The sequence below is a fragment of the Sphingomonas yantingensis genome (assembly GCF_014199325.1).
Lineage (GTDB): Bacteria > Pseudomonadota > Alphaproteobacteria > Sphingomonadales > Sphingomonadaceae > Sphingomonas > Sphingomonas yantingensis.
Genome location: NZ_JACIJJ010000001.1, coordinates 532,542 through 550,086 on the forward strand (window position 1 = coordinate 532,542; position 17,545 = coordinate 550,086).

General features: G+C 68.5%; 14 protein-coding genes. 12 read left to right on the forward strand and 2 right to left on the reverse strand.

All coding sequences use genetic code 11. From position 1 onward, the window contains the following. Positions 1-2: 2 nt before the first annotated feature. From FHR19_RS02745 to FHR19_RS02770, 6 genes are all read left to right on the forward strand, one after another. On the forward strand, positions 3-1,607 hold the full coding sequence (locus FHR19_RS02745; RefSeq protein WP_184024000.1) for an NADH-quinone oxidoreductase subunit M: 1,605 nt from the start codon (positions 3-5) through the stop codon (positions 1,605-1,607). After that, positions 1,607-3,052, forward strand: a complete 1,446-nt coding sequence (gene nuoN / locus FHR19_RS02750) for an NADH-quinone oxidoreductase subunit NuoN (protein ID WP_184024003.1) — start codon at positions 1,607-1,609, stop codon at positions 3,050-3,052. The genes FHR19_RS02745 and nuoN overlap by 1 nt, the downstream gene beginning before the upstream one ends. Further along, positions 3,049-3,750, forward strand: a complete 702-nt coding sequence (locus tag FHR19_RS02755) for a biotin--[acetyl-CoA-carboxylase] ligase (protein WP_184025775.1) — start codon at positions 3,049-3,051, stop codon at positions 3,748-3,750. Before nuoN ends, FHR19_RS02755 begins: the two co-directional genes overlap by 4 nt. 11 nt (positions 3,751-3,761) lie before the next feature. After that, complete coding sequence (locus tag FHR19_RS02760; RefSeq protein ID WP_184024006.1) at positions 3,762-4,538, forward strand: type III pantothenate kinase; 777 nt, start codon at positions 3,762-3,764, stop codon at positions 4,536-4,538. Between the two features lie 73 nt (positions 4,539-4,611). Then, entirely contained in the window at positions 4,612-6,249 is a 1,638-nt protein-coding gene (locus FHR19_RS02765) for a ribonuclease J (RefSeq protein ID WP_343053135.1), read from the forward strand. A 7-nt stretch (positions 6,250-6,256) separates the two neighbouring features. Further along, positions 6,257-6,520: a DUF1467 family protein gene (locus tag FHR19_RS02770; RefSeq protein ID WP_184024009.1), complete on the forward strand. Its 264-nt coding sequence runs from the start codon at positions 6,257-6,259 to the stop codon at positions 6,518-6,520. Positions 6,521-6,524: 4 nt separating this feature from the next. On the opposite strand, the gene FHR19_RS02775 is transcribed toward FHR19_RS02770, so the two are convergent. Continuing rightward, positions 6,525-7,289 carry a 3-keto-alpha-glucoside-1,2-lyase-like domain-containing protein gene (locus FHR19_RS02775; protein ID WP_184024012.1) on the reverse strand — a complete coding sequence of 255 codons (765 nt, stop codon included), beginning with the start codon at positions 7,287-7,289 and terminating at the stop codon, positions 6,525-6,527. Next, complete coding sequence (locus tag FHR19_RS02780; protein WP_184024015.1) at positions 7,286-9,574, reverse strand: coiled-coil domain-containing protein; 2,289 nt, start codon at positions 9,572-9,574, stop codon at positions 7,286-7,288. Before FHR19_RS02780 ends, FHR19_RS02775 begins: the two co-directional genes overlap by 4 nt. Before the next feature lie 77 nt (positions 9,575-9,651). Between FHR19_RS02780 and FHR19_RS02785 the strand changes: the two genes are divergently transcribed. The 6 genes from FHR19_RS02785 to FHR19_RS02810 all read left to right on the forward strand — a co-directional run bounded on the left by FHR19_RS02785 (position 9,652) and on the right by FHR19_RS02810 (position 17,336). Then, entirely contained in the window at positions 9,652-9,945 is a 294-nt protein-coding gene (locus FHR19_RS02785; RefSeq protein WP_184024018.1) for an Hpt domain-containing protein, read from the forward strand. 151 nt (positions 9,946-10,096) lie between these two features. Then, positions 10,097-10,786, forward strand: coding sequence for a protein-L-isoaspartate O-methyltransferase family protein (locus tag FHR19_RS02790; RefSeq protein ID WP_184024021.1), 690 nt, complete (start codon positions 10,097-10,099; stop codon positions 10,784-10,786). 73 nt (positions 10,787-10,859) lie between these two features. Then, complete coding sequence (locus FHR19_RS02795) at positions 10,860-12,443, forward strand: TolC family outer membrane protein (RefSeq protein ID WP_425505946.1); 1,584 nt, start codon at positions 10,860-10,862, stop codon at positions 12,441-12,443. Between the two features lie 34 nt (positions 12,444-12,477). Further along, entirely contained in the window at positions 12,478-12,975 is a 498-nt protein-coding gene (locus FHR19_RS02800; protein ID WP_184024024.1) for a DUF2497 domain-containing protein, read from the forward strand. 66 nt (positions 12,976-13,041) lie between these two features. Beyond that, positions 13,042-14,652 carry a histidine kinase famiy protein gene (locus tag FHR19_RS02805; RefSeq protein ID WP_246359264.1) on the forward strand — a complete coding sequence of 537 codons (1,611 nt, stop codon included), beginning with the start codon at positions 13,042-13,044 and terminating at the stop codon, positions 14,650-14,652. A 35-nt stretch (positions 14,653-14,687) separates the two neighbouring features. Beyond that, entirely contained in the window at positions 14,688-17,336 is a 2,649-nt protein-coding gene (locus FHR19_RS02810; RefSeq protein ID WP_184024027.1) for a valine--tRNA ligase, read from the forward strand. Positions 17,337-17,545: the final 209 nt, after the last annotated feature.

Here is a 17,545-nt window from a genome sequence, read left to right on the forward strand (position 1 = left end):
TCATGGACGGTTTCCCCATTCTCTCGCTGATGCTCGCCGTGCCCGCCATCGCGGCGGTCGCCTGCCTGTTCGTCGATGCGCGCACCGCCCGCTGGATCGCGCTCGCCGCGACTTTGGTCGATTTCGTGCTCGGCTGCCTGCTCTGGGCTAATTTCGACCAGAGCCCGTCGGCGCCGCAGTGGCAGTTCACCGAATATGCGCCGGTCTTCGGCCGCTTCGCCTGGGCGCTCGGCATCGACGGCTTTGCGCTGATGCTCATCATGCTCAGCGTCTTCCTGATGCCGATCTGCATCGGCGCCAGCTGGGACGCGATCGAGAAGCGCGTGCCGGAATATATGGCGCTGTTCCTGCTCGTCGAAGTGCTGATGATCGGCACGTTCGCGGCGCAGGACCTGTTCCTGTTCTACATGTTTTTCGAAGCCGGCCTCATTCCGATGTACCTCATCATCGGCATCTGGGGCGGGGCGAACCGCATCTACGCGTCGTACAAGTTCTTCCTCTATACGCTGCTCGGCTCGGTGCTGATGTTCATCGCCATGCTCTATATGAGTGTGACGGCGGGCACGACGTACATCCCCGACCTGATGGCGTACGACTTCCCGGCACATGTGCAAACCTGGCTGTGGCTCGGCTTCTTCGCCTCGTTCGCGGTCAAGATGCCGATGTGGCCGGTCCACACCTGGCTGCCCGACGCGCACGTGCAGGCGCCGACCGCCGGCTCGGTGATCCTGGCGGGCGTGCTGCTGAAGCTCGGCGGCTACGGCTTCCTGCGCTTCAGCCTGCCGATGTTCCCGGAGGCGTCGGGCCAGCTTACCTGGCTGATCTTCGCGCTGTCGGCGGTGGCGGTCGTCTACACCAGCCTGATCGCGCTCGTTCAGTCGGACATGAAGAAGCTGATCGCCTATTCGTCGGTCGCGCACATGGCGATCGTGACGATCGGCCTGTTCGCCTTCAACCAGCAGGGAATCGAAGGCGCGATGATCGTCATGCTCAGCCATGGCCTCGTCTCGGGCGCGCTGTTCCTGTGCGTCGGCGTCATCTACGACCGGCTGCATACGCGTGAGATCGCGCGCTATGGTGGGCTGGCGAACAATATGCCGCGCTATGCGATCCTGTTCCTCCTCTTCACAATGGCGTCGATCGGCCTGCCGGGCACGTCGGGCTTCGTGGGCGAATTCTTGAGCCTCGCCGGCACCTATCAGGTGTCGACCTGGATCGCGCTGGTCTGCACCACGGGCATCATCCTCGGCGCCGCCTACATGCTCTATCTCTACCGCCGCGTGGTGTGGGGCGAAATCAAGTGGGACGACGTTCGCGTGATGCCCGACCTCAGCGTCCGCGAGATCGCGCTGCTCGCGCCGATCGCGGCGGTCGTCCTTTGGATGGGCGTCTATCCCGAAAGCTTCCTCGCGCCCATGCGCGCCGACGTTGCGACGCTGCTGGAGCGCGTCAATCGCGGCAATCCGGGCAGCGATTCGAAGCCGACCGCGGGCAAGCCCGCCGCGATCGCCGCGTACGAGGCCCGCGTCGAAGAAGTGAGTGGCCATGGCGAAGCAGGCGAGGGCGGTGAGGCCGCACCCGCCGCCGCGCATGGCGGAGGCCATTGATGTCCTACGGTACGCAGATGCTCTTCATCCTGCCCGAGCTCGTCCTGACGCTCGGCAGCCTCGTCCTGATGCTGGCGGCCGCCTGGGGCGGGCAAGCATCGACGCGGGCGATCTCCTATGCCGCGGTCGCGCTGCTGATCGGCGCGGGCATCGCGCTCGCCGGTCCCGCCTCGACCGGGGGTGAGGCGTTCGACGGGCTGTGGCGCGCCGACGCGTTCGGGACGTTCGCAAAGATCCTGATCTATATCGCCAGCGGCGTCGCGATCCTGATCGCCCCGCGCTTCTTCGCCGAAAGTTCGGGCGACGACCTGCGCCCTGAATATCCGGTGCTGATGCTGCTGGCGGCGGTCGGCATGGGCATGATGGTGTCGGCCGCCGACCTGCTGACGCTCTATGTCGGGCTCGAGCTCCAGAGCCTCGCGGCATACGTGCTCGCCAGCTTCATGCGCCGCGACCAGCGGTCGGCCGAAGCGGGGTTGAAGTATTTCATCCTCGGTGCGCTTGCGAGCGGTATCCTCCTTTACGGCATCAGCCTAGTCTACGGCTTCTCGGGCACGACGCTGTATTCGGGCATTTCGGCGGCCTATGCGGGCTCGAAGTCGCTCGGCCTGCTCTTCGGCCTCGTCTTCGTGTTCGCGGGGCTTGCCTTCAAGATCGCGGCGGTGCCGTTCCACATGTGGACGCCCGACGTATATGAAGGCGCGCCGACCCCGGTGACGCTGAGCTTCGCCAGCGCGCAGAAGGTCGCCGCCGTCGCGCTCGCCCTTCGTATCGCGGTCGAGGCGATGGGCCCGGCAACTGCGGACTGGCGCCAGATCGTCATCTTCGCTTCGCTCGCTTCGATCATCCTCGGCGCGGTCGCGGCGATCAACCAGACGAACATCAAGCGGCTGCTCGCCTATTCGTCGATCAACAATATCGGCTTCGCGCTGATCGGCCTTGCCGCCGGGACCGAGGACGGCATCGCCGCGGTGCTCGTCTACATGACGATCTACGTCGCGATGACGCTTGGCAGCTTCCTCGTCGTGCTGCAGATGCGCGGCACCGACGGCCAGCCGGTCGAGAGCATCGCCAGCCTGTCGGGCATGTCGCGCACGCGCCCAGCGTTGGCGCTGGCGCTCGGCATGTTCATGTTCAGCCTCGCCGGTATCCCGCCGCTGTTCGGCTTCTATGCCAAGTTCGCGGTGTTCGAGGCGGCAACGCGTGCCGGCCTCTATCCGCTGGCGGTGATCGGCATCGCCAGCTCGGTGATCGGCGCCTATTATTATCTTAGCATCATCCGCACGATGTTTTTCGGCGAACCGGCACCGGCCTTTGCGCCCTCGAACAGCGTCGTCGAAAAGGGCCTGATCGCGGCGAGCGCGGTGTTCATCTCGCCCGCCGGCTACCTGCTGATCCCCGCGCTCAGCGCCGCGAGCCTGACGGCGGCACGGGCTCTGTTCTGACGCGGTTCGTCGAGGTTGCGGAGACGGGGTCGACCAACGCCGACCTCGGCGCGCTGGCGGCGGGCGGCGCGGAAGAGGGCCTCTGGCTGCGCGCCGATCGCCAGACCGCGGGGCGGGGGCGTCAGGGTCGCGCCTGGACCTCGCCGACCGGCAATTTCTACGGCAGCACGCTCGTCCGCCTGCGCCCCAGCGACCCGGCGCCAGCCAGCCTGTCGCTGGTTGCGGGCGTCGCGCTGCACGAGGCGGCGGGGGCGTATCTCGCCGACCCGGCGGCGCTCTCGCTCAAATGGCCCAACGACCTGCTGCTGGCCGGTGCGAAGCTCGCGGGCATCCTGCTCGAGCGGGTCGAGCAGGCGGTGATCGTCGGGATCGGCGTCAACCTTGCCAACGCGCCCGACCTGCCCGATCGCCCGACCGCGACGCTTGCCAGTGCGGTGTCGCCGTCCGACTTTGCCCAGACGCTCGCTGCCGCGTTCGCGCGCTGGCTCGGCCGCTGGCGGGGCGAGGGGCTGACGGCAATCCGTGACGCATGGCTGGCCCGCGCGCACGGCGTTGGCACCGCGCTTCGCCTCCACGCGCCGGACGGCGAAGCGATCGAGGGGCTGTTCGACGGTTTGGCTGAGGACGGCGCGCTTCGGCTCCGCTTGGCGGACGGGCGCGGGCGTGTCATCCACGCCGGCGACGTCTTCCTGATCTGAAGGGTTCCGCCATGCTGCTCGCGATCGACGCCGGCAACACCAATGTCGTCTTCGCGCTGGTCGACGAGGGCCGCGCGATCCGCGCGCGCTGGCGCATCGCCACCGACCCGCGCCGGACGGCCGACGAATACGTCGTTTGGCTAAACCAGTTGCTGGCGTTGGAAGGGTTCGCGCGCGAGGATGTCGAGGGCGTCATGATCGGCACCGTCGTGCCCCGGGCGCTCCACAATCTGGAGGTGCTGGCGGAGAAGTATTTCGGCAGCCCCGCGCTGGTCGCCGGGCGCGACATTCCCTGGGGCATCGCGCTCGACGTGGACGAACCGGGCAATGTCGGCGCCGACCGCGCGCTCAACGTCATTGCCGCGCACGAGAAATATGACGGCGACCTCGTCATCATCGACTTCGGCACCGCCACCACGTTCGACGTCGCCGACTATTCGGGGGCGTACAAGGGCGGGATCATCGCGCCCGGCATCAACCTGTCGCTCGACGCGTTGGTCGCCGCCGCCGCCAAGCTGCCACGCATCGCGATCGAGGCGCCCGAGGATCCGAGCGTTGTCGGCCGCACGACCGTCAGCCAGATGCAGATCGGCATCTTCTGGGGCTATGTCGCGATGATCGAGGGGTTGGTCGCGCGCCTTCGCGCCGAGATCGGGCGGCCGGCGCGAATCATCGCCACCGGTGGCCTCGCGATCCTGTTCGACGGGCACACCGACGCGTTCGACGCGGTCGAGCCCGACCTCACGATTCAGGGGCTGGCGATCCTGTGGCAGCATCGCCATATCTAATCAAAAGGCGGCCGATGGGCCGCGCGCTTGCTGCCCGGTATGAACTGGCAGCCAATCCAACGTCAGGAATGAAGTGACACCCAAGAACGAACTGCTTTTCGTCGCGCTCGGCGGATCGGGCGAGATCGGCATGAACGTCAATCTCTATGGCACCGCCGGCAAATGGCTGATGGTCGATTGCGGCGTGACCTTTGCCGATCCGGGCTATCCCGGCATCGACGTGATCCTGCCCGATCTCTCCTTCATCGAGGATCGCATCGACGATCTCGTCGGTATCGTCGTGACGCACGGGCATGAGGACCATATCGGCGCGCTCCCCTATCTCGCCGCCGATCTCGGCGTGCCGATCTATGCCACGCCGTTCACCGCCGGCCTGATCCGCGGCAAGCTCGACGAAGAGGGCGTCTCCGATCAGATCAAGCTCAAGATCGTCGAGGTCGGCGGCAGCGTGAACCTCAAGCCCTTCAAGGTGACGTTCGTGCCGCTCGCCCACTCGATCCCGGAGGGCAATGCGCTGCTGATCGAGACGGCGCAGGGCAACGTCCTCCACACCGGCGACTGGAAGATCGACGAGACCTCGGGAATCGGCACGCCCTCGACCGCGGCGGAACTGACCGCGATCGGCGACAAGGGCGTGCTCGCGCTCGTCTGCGATTCGACCAACGTCTTCAATGCCGAGGCATCGGGGTCGGAAGCGGACGTGCGCGAGGGGCTGAACCGCGCGATCGGCGAGTCCGCCGGGCGGCGTGTCGTCGTCACCACCTTCGCCTCCAACGCTGCGCGGCTTCAGACGCTGGCTGATTGCGCACGCGATACCGATCGCAAGCTGTGCCTGGCGGGCCGGTCGCTCGACCGCATCGTTAAGGTCGCGCGCGCGACGGGGTATCTCAAGGATTTCCCCGAGACGGTCGACTGGGAAACCGCGATGAAGCTGCCGCGCGGCAAGGTGCTGATCGTCGCAACCGGCGGGCAGGGGGAGGCGCGAGCCGCGCTCGCCCGCATCGCCGACAAGAACCACCCGATCCGCCTGGAGGAGGGCGATCGCGTCATCTTCTCGTCCAAGCAGATTCCCGGCAACGAGGTGGCGATCGGCCGGATCATGAACCAGCTGGCCGAACAGGGTGTCGACCTCGTCACCGACCGGCAGGCGTTCGTCCATGTATCGGGCCATCCGGGGCGCCCCGAACTCCAGTCGATGTACAAGTGGATCCGGCCCGAGATCCTCGTGCCCGTCCATGGCGAGGTGCGGCATCTGGCCGAGCATGCGCGCTTCGCGCTCGCCAACGGCATTCCCACCGCGGTGTCGAACAAGGACGGCGACGTGATCCGCCTCGCGCCCGGCGCGCCGAAGCGGATCGGCTTTGCCACCGTCGGCCGGCTCGCGCTCGACGGCGACATCATCCTGCCCGCCGATGGCGCGACGATGGCCGAGCGCCGACGCCTCGCCAGCTATGGCCACATGTCGGTCGCGGTCGCCTTCAATCGCGACGGTCGCCTGCTCGGCGAGCCGCAGGTTCGCGTGCAGGGCGTGCCGGTCGAGGAAGAGCGCGAGCCGTTCCTCGACGAGGTCGCCGATGCGGTGGTCGAGGTTCTGAAGAAGGGCGAGCGTGATTTCGACAAAAGGCGCGAGGCGATCCGCCTGGCCGCCCGCCGCGTCGCGACCCGCTGGACGGGCAAGAAGCCCGTTGTCGACGTGCTGATGATCGGCTGACGCGGGCATGCGCTGGCAGTCCGCCCTCGCGATCTGGTTCCTGTTCTGGTTCCTGTCGCTGTTCTTCGTCCTCCCCTTCTTCGCGCGGACCAGCGAAGAGGCGGGGGTGGCGAAGGTGCCGGGGCAGGCCGACAGTGCGCCCGTGCGCTTTCCCTTCGGACGGATCGTGTTGTGGACGACGATCGTCGGGAGCGCGTTGTTCGGGCTGTTCTATGCCAATTACTTGTTCGGCTGGGTAACGGCCGACATGCTCGACTTCACCGGACGGTAGGCGCTCAGTCGAGCCGCTGCACTTCGATGTTGCGGAATTCGACCGGGTGGCCCTCGCTTTGCAGCGCGATATAGCCGCCGCGCAGCGCAAGCGCGCCGCCGGCGGCTTCGATCAGCGGCTTCGCATCGGCATCTGCGGCGTCGAGTTGCGGGGCGCTGTAGGTCAGCACGACCTTGCCATCGATGCGGTGAGTGATCCGCCCGTCCGGCGGAACCTCGACCTCGGCGCGGACCCAGTGACCATTGGGCAGGATCGGGCCCGATGACAGGATGCAATGGCGAAGGTCGCGCTTGCCGGCGAAAACGACCGTCGTGCCGGGCGTGCAGAGATTGCCGGTCGGCTCGGGCGTCGGGCGGGGACTGCCAAGCAACTGGACTTCGAGGCTGACGGGAAATTGCTGGTCGCGCGCCATCGTCGTGGGCGCCTGCGCATCAATCATCACGCCCGAATTGCTCGCCTGCCAGTCGGCGATACCGGTCAGCGATTGGCCGAAAAAGCGATAGTCGAGCCTCAGGCGATAGGCCTTTAGCGGCGTCTTCCAGAACAGGTGCCCGAACTCGCCGGCGAACTTGCGATAGTTGGCGTGCGACACGCGGATCGCGCCGCCGTGCACGACGAACATGCCGAGCGCATCCTCGCCCGCCGCCTGGCCAGTGATCTTGGGCGTCCAGCCGGCAAGGCTCCGGCCGTCGAAGATCCGCTCCCACCGCGGTTCGACGGGCGCCGCCCCGATCAACAGGAGCGACAGCGGCAGGACGAGTTGCCTCACGTCCGCAGCCGCTCGATCGCCTGCGCCAGCGCAACGTAGAGCTTGCCCGAATCGCTCGAAAGCAGCGTCACGCCCATCGGCGATCCGTCGCGCTGCGCCAGCACGAGCCGCAGCATCGCCTCGAAATCGTGGATGTAGCGATTGACCTGATCGTGGAAGCCGTCGTCGGCGTCGTACAGCGCCGCGATTTCGCGGAGGTCCGCGGGGTCGAGCAGGCGGACCGCGCGCCGGGTGAAGACGCCGCGGTCGCCCTTCAGATACGCGGCCCAGGCAGTGTCGGCGACATCGGCGGACAGCGCCTTGGTAATGTCGATCGCGGCGGAATTGAGCGCCTCGATCAGCAGCGATACGCGGCGAGCGAAGCTGTCGCGCTCGGCCGCCTCGCGCGCCGCCTCTGCCGCCTCGATGCGGCTCTCGACGACGGCCGATGCCTCGGCGATAGCGAGCGTTTTTTCGCCCACCCGGTCGGCGGCGCGGGCCGCGACACGCACGGCGTCGTCGGCGGCTTGCGCGAGCAGGCCGAGCTGGCGTGCGACCGCATCGTCGAAGGCGTGGGCGAACCGCTCGACCGCCGCATGTTCGAGCTGCGCCGCCGTCTCCGGAATGACCGCGCCCAGCGTCTTGCGCGCGTGATCGGCGGCGGCCCCGGCGGTTTCGCGGATGCGGACCAGCGCCTCGACCAGCTTGGGCGCGGCGCCATCGGCGAAGTCGCGGGTGTCGGCGATCGTCTGTTCGATCGTCGCCTGGATGCCCTCGATCCGGTCGCTGCCGGTACCCAGTGCCTCCACCAGCGCGGCGGACAGCTTGACCAGCGTGTCGCGCTGCGTCGCGACGACGTCGTTGATCGCCTCGATCGCGCCGTGCGTGCTTTCGGCGGCGGTGACGAGCGCGAGCAGTTCGGGCTTGGCCGCGGCGACGATCCGGCGGCTGTCGCTGACGCGTGCGTCGAGCCGGCCGAGTGCTTCGGGCAGCGTTTCGTCGATCTCGCGCGTCGCCGCATCGAGCGCGGTAAGCAGGCTTTCCGCCGTCTGCATCGTCGCTTGTGCGACCGCATCGCCGCCGGTCATCGCATCGCGCATCGCGTCGAGCCCGGCGGTGACGGTCGCGACATGCTGCGCCAGCGACAGCGCGCGGGCGTTGCCGGTCTCGTGCAGCAGGTCGAGCTGCGCGGTCGCGCGCGCGACGTTGGTGTCGAGCGTCTCGAACAGCGCGCCCGCCTGGACATGCTCGGCGTCGAGCGCGTCGGCGATACGGCCGATGCTTGCTTCGACATGTGCAATCCGCTCGCGCAGCCGTTCGAGCCCGGCCTGGGCATGGCCGTCGAGCGCGGCCTGGTTGGCGGCGAGCATCGCGGTTGTCGCCTCGCCCTGCGCGGCGATGCCGCGGCGCGCCTCGTCGATCGCGGCGGCGGCGCGGTCGAGCACGGCATCGACTTCGAGCGAGGTCTTGGCCGCTACGTCCTCCAGCCGCTGGCCCGCGCTCTCGCTGGTCGCCTCCATCCGGGCGATATGCGCAGCAAGGCGCTGGGCGGCACCGCCCGCGACCTCGTCGGCGTGGCGCCCGCGCTCGGCCAACGCGGCAAGCTGTGCGTCGAGCGCCGACACGCGCTCTCCCGTCTCCATGCCGATCTCGCCGAAGGTGTGGGCGAGCGCGTCGACCTCTCCCTGCGCCTTGGGCAGTTGCGCCATCAGGATCGCCAGCCGCTTGCCCGCCGCCTCGGTCGATTCGCCCAGCACGCGCGCGGCACCGTGGATCGAGGCAACTTCGGTGGTCATCGCGTTCGATACCGCCTGCATCCGCGCAGTCGCGCTGTCGCCCGTCTCCATCAGTTCGCGCATATGCTGGTCGAGCAGCGCGCGGTCGGCGGCGAGCCGTTCAGAGAGCTGGCCCATCCGCGCCTCGAACAGGTCGGCCTCGGCGCGCATCGCGGCTTGAAGCCCGGCAAACCGGCGCGCGCGGGCGTCGCCGCCGCGGCGCGCGACCAGCCAGAGGATCGCAACGAGCGCCGGCGGGGCCAGGATCGCCGCGGCGAGCTGAATCGTGGCGGCGGGCATCAGCGCGACGGGCAGCGGCGCGGCGAACAGCGACCAGAGGCACCAGCCGAGCCAGACGACGGTCACCCCGATCGCGGCGATCATCGCGAGTCGCGCGGTCGGATCGGGCCGGGGCGGGTCATAGGCGTCGGGCACCATCGCCTCCCGCTCCAAGGGCAGGATATTGTCCTCGTCCGCAGGCTGGGCCGCCCGGTCGGCGTGGAAGTCGATGGTGCGCGAACCCCCGTTCATGCCCACTCTCTATCACAAAGCGGTCGGTCGGCGAGCGAAACCATGAATTAACCCCCCGGCGTTTACCTTCATTTGCGATGGCCTATGACCCCGGAGCGATCGATGCGACCCTGGCGGCGGCGGTGGGTGACGAACCCGCGCTGATCGCCGAGTTGCGCGAAGCCTTTCTCGACAGCGCCAAGCGCGCACTGCACGTGATGCTGACCGCCGAGGACGGCGAGTCGTGGCGGCAGGGCGCGTGGCGCCTGAAGGGGCTTGCCGCTAGCTTCGGCGCGGTGCGGCTGATGGCGCTGGCGGGCGAGGCGGCGGCGGCCCCGGCGGGCGACATCCAGATGCTGCGCCGCCTGCGCCGTGCGGTCGAGCGGCTCTAGCGGATCGCGCCCGCCGCCGCCCGGAATCGGACACTGCCGCCGATGCCTGCGCTTTCGGTGCAACAGCTTGGCGCGAGGGTTTCGCCGCGATAGAAGCGGCGGGATCAACTAGTGTATTGCACACCTAATACGGTTGTGCGAAAAGGCGGACATGATGACGACCACCCTCGATACAGCATCTGTGCTGGAGAACGGCGAGGCGCTGCGCAATGCCATGGTGGCCAGCCAGCTGCGCACGAGCGCGGTCAACGATCCGCGGGTGGTCGCCGCGATGGCGCAGGTCGAGCGCGAGCGGTTCCTGCCCGCCAGCGCCGCGCGCTTCGCCTATGCCGACACGATGGTCGATCTGGGCCATGGCCGCCGCCACAACAATCCGCTGGCGACCGGCCGTCTCCTGACCGAGGCGCGGGTGCAGCCGGGCGACAAGGTGCTGCTGGTGGGTGCGGCCGGCGGCTATGCCGCGGCGCTGCTCGCCAAGCTGGCGCGGCACGTCGTCGCGCTGGAGGAACAGCCCGAGCTTGCCGCCCATGCGCGCGCGGCGCTGGCCGGCATTCATAATGTCGAAGTGGTCGAAGGGCCGCTCAACGCCGGCTGGGAAGCGGGTGCGCCCTACGACCTGATCGTCGTCGACGGCGCGATCGAGGAACTGCCCGCCTGCCTGTTCCAGCAGGCGCATCCGGGTGCGCGCCTTGCCACCGGGCTTGTCGATCGCGGCGTCACGCGGCTGGCGACCGGCGCTCGCGGCGTGTCGGGCTTCGGCCTCGTCGATTTCGCCGATTGCGCCTGCCCGATCCTGCCCGGGTTCGAGAAGCCGCGCGGGTTCAAGTTCGGAAACCTTTAGGATTGCACCGCTTTCGCGCGATCGGATAGGATCGGCGGCGGGAGCATAACGAAAGACGGGGATGATGAGGGGGATGCGACTGGCCTTTCTGGCCGGAACGATGGCGTGCAGCCTGACGGCGGTCGCTGAACCGGCCGCCGCGCAGACGGTGACGCCGCCGCCCGCGGACCCGGCGCCGGAGGGCGCGCCCGCGACCGCCGCCACGCCGACGACGCTGCGCGACGCGCTACTCCGTGCCTATAGCGACAGCCCCGTCCTTGCCGGTCAGCGCGCCAATCTGCGCGCCACCAACGAAGGGGTGCCGCTTGCCCGTGCCGATGCGCTGCCGCAGGTCGGCGTACGCGGAAATTACACCCGTTTCCTCGTCCAGGGGCAGAACGCCTTCCTCCAGCCCGATCAGGCGCTGACCGCCGATGGACAGGTGACGCAGACCGTGTTCGCCGGCGGGCGCATCCGCAATTCGGTCGCCGCGGCCAAGACGCGGGTGCTGGCGGGGCGCTCGAACCTGCGCACGACCGAAGCCAATCTCTTCACCGATGTCGTCGCCGCCTATAACGACGTGATCCGCGACGAGGCGACGGTCGAGCTCAACCGCCAGAACGTCCGCAGCCTCGAGGTCAATCTTCAGGCGACGCGCGATCGGTTCGAAGTGGGTGACCTGACCCGCACCGACGTCGCCCAGTCCGAAGCGCGGCTGTCGGGCGCGATCGGCCAGCTTCGCATCGCCGAGGCGCAGCTGATCGCCAGCCGCGAGGGCTATCTGCAGGTGGTGGGCGCGGTACCAGGGCAGCTCGCGCCGCCGCCGCCGCTTCCCAACCTGCCCGCCGATCCGCAGGCGGCGGTCAGCACCGCACTCAACAACAACCCTGCGTTGGAGGCGGCCGAGCACAACCGCGACGCCGCCGCACTCGACGTGCGTGCGGCGCGCGGCGCGCGGCTGCCGCAGGCCGATCTGTTCGCGGGCGGCAGCTATTTCAACTATCTGGGCTCGCTGCCCTCGTCGGTGGTGGGGACCAGCGTGCCGCAGTCGGGCACCTCCGCGCAGGCGGGCGTAAGCCTGACGCTGCCGATCTATCAGGGCGGGCGTCCGGCCGCGCAGGTGCGCCAGGCGCAGGCGCGTCAGGGGCAGGCGATCGAACAGGTGACCGCGACCGAGCGCGGCGTCATCGCGCAGGCGCGCACCGCCTTCGCCAACTGGCAGTCGTCGCAGCGGGTGATCGAGGCGTCGGAGGCCGCGGTCGCCGCAAACCGTCTGAGCCTCGAGGGCGTGCGGGCCGAGAACAGCGTCGGCAACCGCACGATCATCGAGGTGCTGAACGCCGAGCAGGAGCTGCTCAACAGCCAGGTCAATCTCGTGTCCGCCCGCCGCGATGCCTATGTCGCGGGCTTCGCGCTGCTCGCGGCGATGGGCCGGGCGGAGGCGGAGGACCTCGGCCTCGACGGCGGCGCGCTCTATGATCCACTCACCGATTACAAGCGCGTGGCTAAGGCGTGGTTCGATTACGACGACGATCCGACGCCGCGCCCGGTGGGCACGCGGACCGTCGATGCCCCCGCGCAGACGCCGATCGTGACCCGCGCGCTGGAGCCGCAGTTGCAGCGCCCCGTTGACACCGACCCCGCCAATCCGTCAGGTGGCGTCAGACCACCGCGCTGACAGGGGCCGGGGGTTTGAGGGCGGCGAGGAAGACATGGGGGATCTGAGCAACGAACCGTCGATGGAGGACATCCTCTCGTCGATCAAACGGATCATCGCCGAAGAGGGCGACCCGCAGTCGCCGCGTGGCCGCCGCATCGGTCGCCCCGCGCCGCCGACCGTCGCCGAACCCGAAGAGGACGAGGCGCCGGAGACGGTGCTCGAACTTAACGAACCCGTCACCCCGCCCGAGCCGCCCCGCGTCGAGGCGCCGCGGCCCGACCCGGTGCCCGCGGAACCGCCGCGCGCCGCCGCCGCGCCCGATCCTGCGATCCTGTCCGCCCGCGCCGCACAGGCGACGCGCGGACAGCTCGAGGCGCTGTCGCGGCTGATCGTCAAGCCCGAAACCCCCGGCACCGATACGCTGGAGGGGATGGTCCGCGAGATGCTGAAGCCGATGCTCAGCGAATGGCTCGACGCCAACCTGCCGCGAATCGTCGAGACGATGGTGGCGCGCGAGATCGAGCGGATCGTCGGTCGGCAGACGGGCTAAGGTCACCCTAAAGTATGTTGTCGGGGTTGCGCGCAACCAAGCGCGTTGCCAAAGGTTCGCCCCGACATGAGTGACGACGACCTGGACAAGGTGCCGGGGGATACGATGATCCCCGGGGTGCTCCACGTCCCGGCGCCGCATCTGACCGATGCGTCGCCGCCGGAAGGCGCGCGTCACGACATCTTCTTCGCCGCGGTCGAGACGACGCGGATGCCGATGATCGTCACCGATCCGAACCGGCCGGATAATCCGATCGTCTTCTGCAACAAAGCGTTCGTGAAGATGACGGGCTATACGCCCGCGGACATCGTCGGCCACAATTGCCGCTTTCTCCAGGGTCCGGAGACCGATCAGAGCGTGATCGACCAGGTGCGCGACGCGATCGCCCGCCAGGAAGAAGTCGCGGTCGAGGTGCTGAACTATCGCAAGAACGGCTCGACCTTCTGGAACGCGCTGTTCGTGTCGCCGGTGTTCGATGCCAGCGGCAAGCTCATCTATTTCTTCGGCAGCCAGCTCGACATCTCGCGTCGCAAGGAGGCCGAGGAGGCGTTGCATCAGGCGCAGAAGATGGAGGCGGTCGGCAAGCTGACCGGCGGCATCGCGCATGATTTCAACAACCTCCTTCAGGTCGTGCTCGGCTATGTCGACCTGCTCGACGGGCGGATCGATGCCAACGACCGGCCCGCGCGCCGGGCGATCGAGGCGATCGGCGCGGCGGCGAATCGGGGGGCCACGCTGACGCAGCAGCTCCTTGCCTTTGCCCGCAAGCAGGAACTGCGCGACCGGCTGCTCAACCTCAACACGCTGGTTTCCGATTTCAGCCCGATCATCCAGCGCAACCTGGGCGGCGAGGTGACGCTGAAGCGGACGCTTTCCGACGACCTCTGGAACAGCCGCATCGATCCGGTGCAGGCGGAGATGGCGCTGCTCAACCTCGTTTCCAACGCGCATGACGCGATGGACGGGGCGGGCCATGTCACGATCGCGACCGAGAATGTCGTGACCGACGGCGCGCTCGCGCCGGGGCTGGAGGCGGGGGAATATGTCTCGCTTTCTGTGACCGACAGCGGGCGCGGGATCGAGGAAGAGAATCTCGACAAGATCTTCGACCCCTTCTTTTCGACCAAGGGCGTGGGCAAGGGCACGGGCCTGGGCCTGTCGATGGTCTATGGCTTCATGCGCCAGTCGGGCGGCGGCGTCGCGGCGGAGAATCTGCCGGGCGGTGGCGCGCGCTTCACGCTCTATTTTCCCCGGGCGCGCGGCATGGTCGATGCCAAGCCCGGCCCGGTGCTCCGCAATGTCGGCGGCGGCGAGACGATCCTGATGGTCGAGGACCAGCCGCAGGTTGCCGAGCTCGGCCGCGCGATGCTGGAGGACCTGGGCTACACCGTTGAGCATGTCGACAATGCCGCGCGCGCGCTGGAAGTGCTGCGCGGCGGCGGGCAGTTCGCGCTGGTCTTCACCGATATCGTCATGCCCGGCATGACGGGCGTCGCGCTGGCGCAGACGATCCGGCGCGAGTTCCCCAATCTGCCCGTCCTACTGACGACGGGTTACTCGGACCGCGCGCTGGACGAGGACAGCCGCGCGTTCGAACTGGTGCGAAAGCCCTATCGCCGCGCCGACCTGTCCGCGCGCATCAAGGCGCTGCTCGACGGGCCGAACGGCATCGCCTGACTTGTCATCGGCGCGCGCTCGGATAGAGCGGGGCCATGACCGAGCTGCCCAAGACCTTCGACCCCGCCGCCATCGAAACGCGCTGGTACGCGCATTGGGAGGAGGGCGGCCTGTTCCGCCCCGAGCGCCCCGGCGCCGAGCCGTGGACGATCGTCAACCCGCCGCCGAACGTGACGGGTTCGCTCCACATCGGCCACGCGCTCGACAACACTTTGCAGGACATTCTCGTCCGCCACGCCCGGTTGCAGGGCAAGGATGCGCGCTGGGTCGTCGGCACCGACCATGCCGGCATCGCGACGCAGATGGTGGTGGAGCGCAACCTCGCCCGGGACGGGGTGAAGCGCACCGACCTCGGCCGCGATGCGTTCGTCGAGAAGGTCTGGGAATGGAAGGGCGAGAGCGGCGGCGCGATCACCCGCCAGCTTCGCCGGCTTGGCTGCTCGATGGACTGGGCGAACGAGCGATTCACGATGGACGAGGGCTTTTCGAAGGCCGTCCTCAAGGTGTTCGTCGAGCTGCATCGCCAAGGCCTGATCTATCGCGACAAAAGGCTGGTGAACTGGGACCCGGGCCTCGGCACCGCGATTTCGGACCTCGAAGTCGAGACGCGCGAGGTGAAGGGCGGCTTCTGGCGCATCCGCTATCCGCTGGAGGACGGGTCGGGCCATATCGAGGTCGCGACGACGCGCCCCGAGACGATGCTCGCCGACATGGCGGTGGCGGTGCATCCCGAGGATGCGCGCTACACCGCGCTGGTAGGCAAGAAGGTGCGCCTGCCGATCACCGGGCGGCTGATCCCGATCGTCGCCGACGAGCACGCCGATCCCGAATTGGGGTCCGGCGCGGTGAAGATCACGCCGGGCCACGACTTCAACGACTTCGAGGTCGGCCGCCGCGCCGGGATCGAGGCGCGCGACATGCTCAATATGCTCGATGCCAAGGCGCGGATCGTCCAGTGCGGCGGCGTGCCCGAGGATCTGCTGGGCCTTGATCGCTTCGATGCGCGCGAGGCGGTGGTCGAGCGGCTGAAGGCCGACGGTTTCCTCATCCCGCACATCGACAAGGAAGGCGCCGAACACGACGCCGAACCGCGCACGATCCAGACGCCTTTCGGCGACCGATCGGGCGTGGTGATCGAACCGTGGCTGACCGACCAATGGTATGTGGACGCAGCGACCCTGGCGAAGGGGCCGATCGAGGCGGTCCGCTCGGGCGCGATCGAGATCGTGCCGAAGACGTGGGAGAAGACGTTCTTCAACTGGATGGAGAACATCCAACCTTGGTGCGTGAGCCGGCAGCTGTGGTGGGGGCACCGTATTCCGGCTTGGTTCGCCGACGACGGTCGCATCTTCGTCGCTGAAACGGCGGAAGCCGCGCAGGTCGAGGCTGGCGAGGGCGTTGCGCTGACGCAGGACCCCGACGTCCTCGATACTTGGTTCTCTTCCGCGCTGTGGCCGTTCGCGACGCTGGGCTGGCCGGAGGCGGACCCGCGGGCGGCGGGGCGCTATCCCAACGATATCCTGATTTCCGGGTTCGACATCCTGTTCTTCTGGGATGCGCGGATGATGATGCAGGGGATGCATTTCCTCGGCGAGGTGCCGTTCCGCAAGCTCTACCTCCACGGCCTCGTCCGCGCGGCGGACGGCGCGAAGATGTCGAAGTCGAAAGGCAATACCGTCGATCCGCTCGGCCTGATCGACCGCTACGGCGCGGATGCGCTGCGCTTCTTCATGGCGGCGATGGAAAGCCAGGGCCGCGACATCAAGATGGATGAGCGCCGGGTCGAGGGATACCGCAATTTCGCGACCAAACTGTGGAACGCGACGCGCTTCGCCATGGCGAACGGCATCGGCGCGTCGACGGGGCTGGAGCCGCCCGCCGCGACCCACGCGGTCAACAAGTGGATCATCGCCGGGACGGTGGAGACGGTGCAGGCGCTCGACCTCGCGCTCGCCGACCTGCGTTTCGACGCGGCAGCCAACGCGATCTACCAGTTCGTCTGGAGCCGTTTCTGCGACTGGTACCTTGAGCTCATCAAGGGCGCGATCGACGAGGAGACGAAGGCGGTCGCCGGCTGGGTGCTCGATCAGATCCTGGTGATGCTGCACCCCTTCATGCCGTTCATTACCGAGGAGCTGTGGCACGCGCTGGGCGAACGCGAGCACGACCTGATCGTCGCCAAGTGGCCGATGCCCGACGCGCGCGCGCTGAACCCGGCCGCGCGGGCGGAGATTGACTGGCTGATCCGGCTGGTGAGCGAAGTGCGCGCGGCGCGGACGGAGCTGGGCGTGCCGCCGGGGGCAAAGCTGCCGATGCACGTGGGCGGCAGCGACGAAGCGACGATCGCGCAGCTCGGGCGACAGGCGGCCGCAATCGCCCGGCTGGCGCGCGTCGATCTGGCCGATGGGGAGGCGCCGGCCGGCGGCTCCCTTCAGGTCGTGGTCGACGGCGCGACCTACATGCTGCCGATCGGCGACGTGATCGACCTCGACGCCGAGCGCGCGCGGCTCGCCAAGGCGATCGCGGCGGCGGCGAAGGAGCGCGATTCGCTGGCGGGCCGGCTCTCGAACCCGAGCTTCATCGAGCGGGCGAAGCCCGAGGCGGTGGAAAAGGCGCGCGCCGACCACACCGACAAGGCGGCGGAGGCCGAGCGGCTGTTGGCGGCGCTCGCGCGGCTGAGCTAGAGGGACGCCGCTCCGGGCGCGACCGACTCCTCTCCCTGGAAGGGAGGGGCTGGGGGTGGGTCGGCCTGTGATTGGCGGGCGGATCGCCCCAAGCTAGCCGACCCACCCCACCCCTCCCTTGTCAGGGAGGGGTGGGGTCCGGGGCAAGCCAAACCCCGCCTTGCCCGACGCGCACGCTCCGCTAAACCGGGGGAAACGACAGGGCAGGG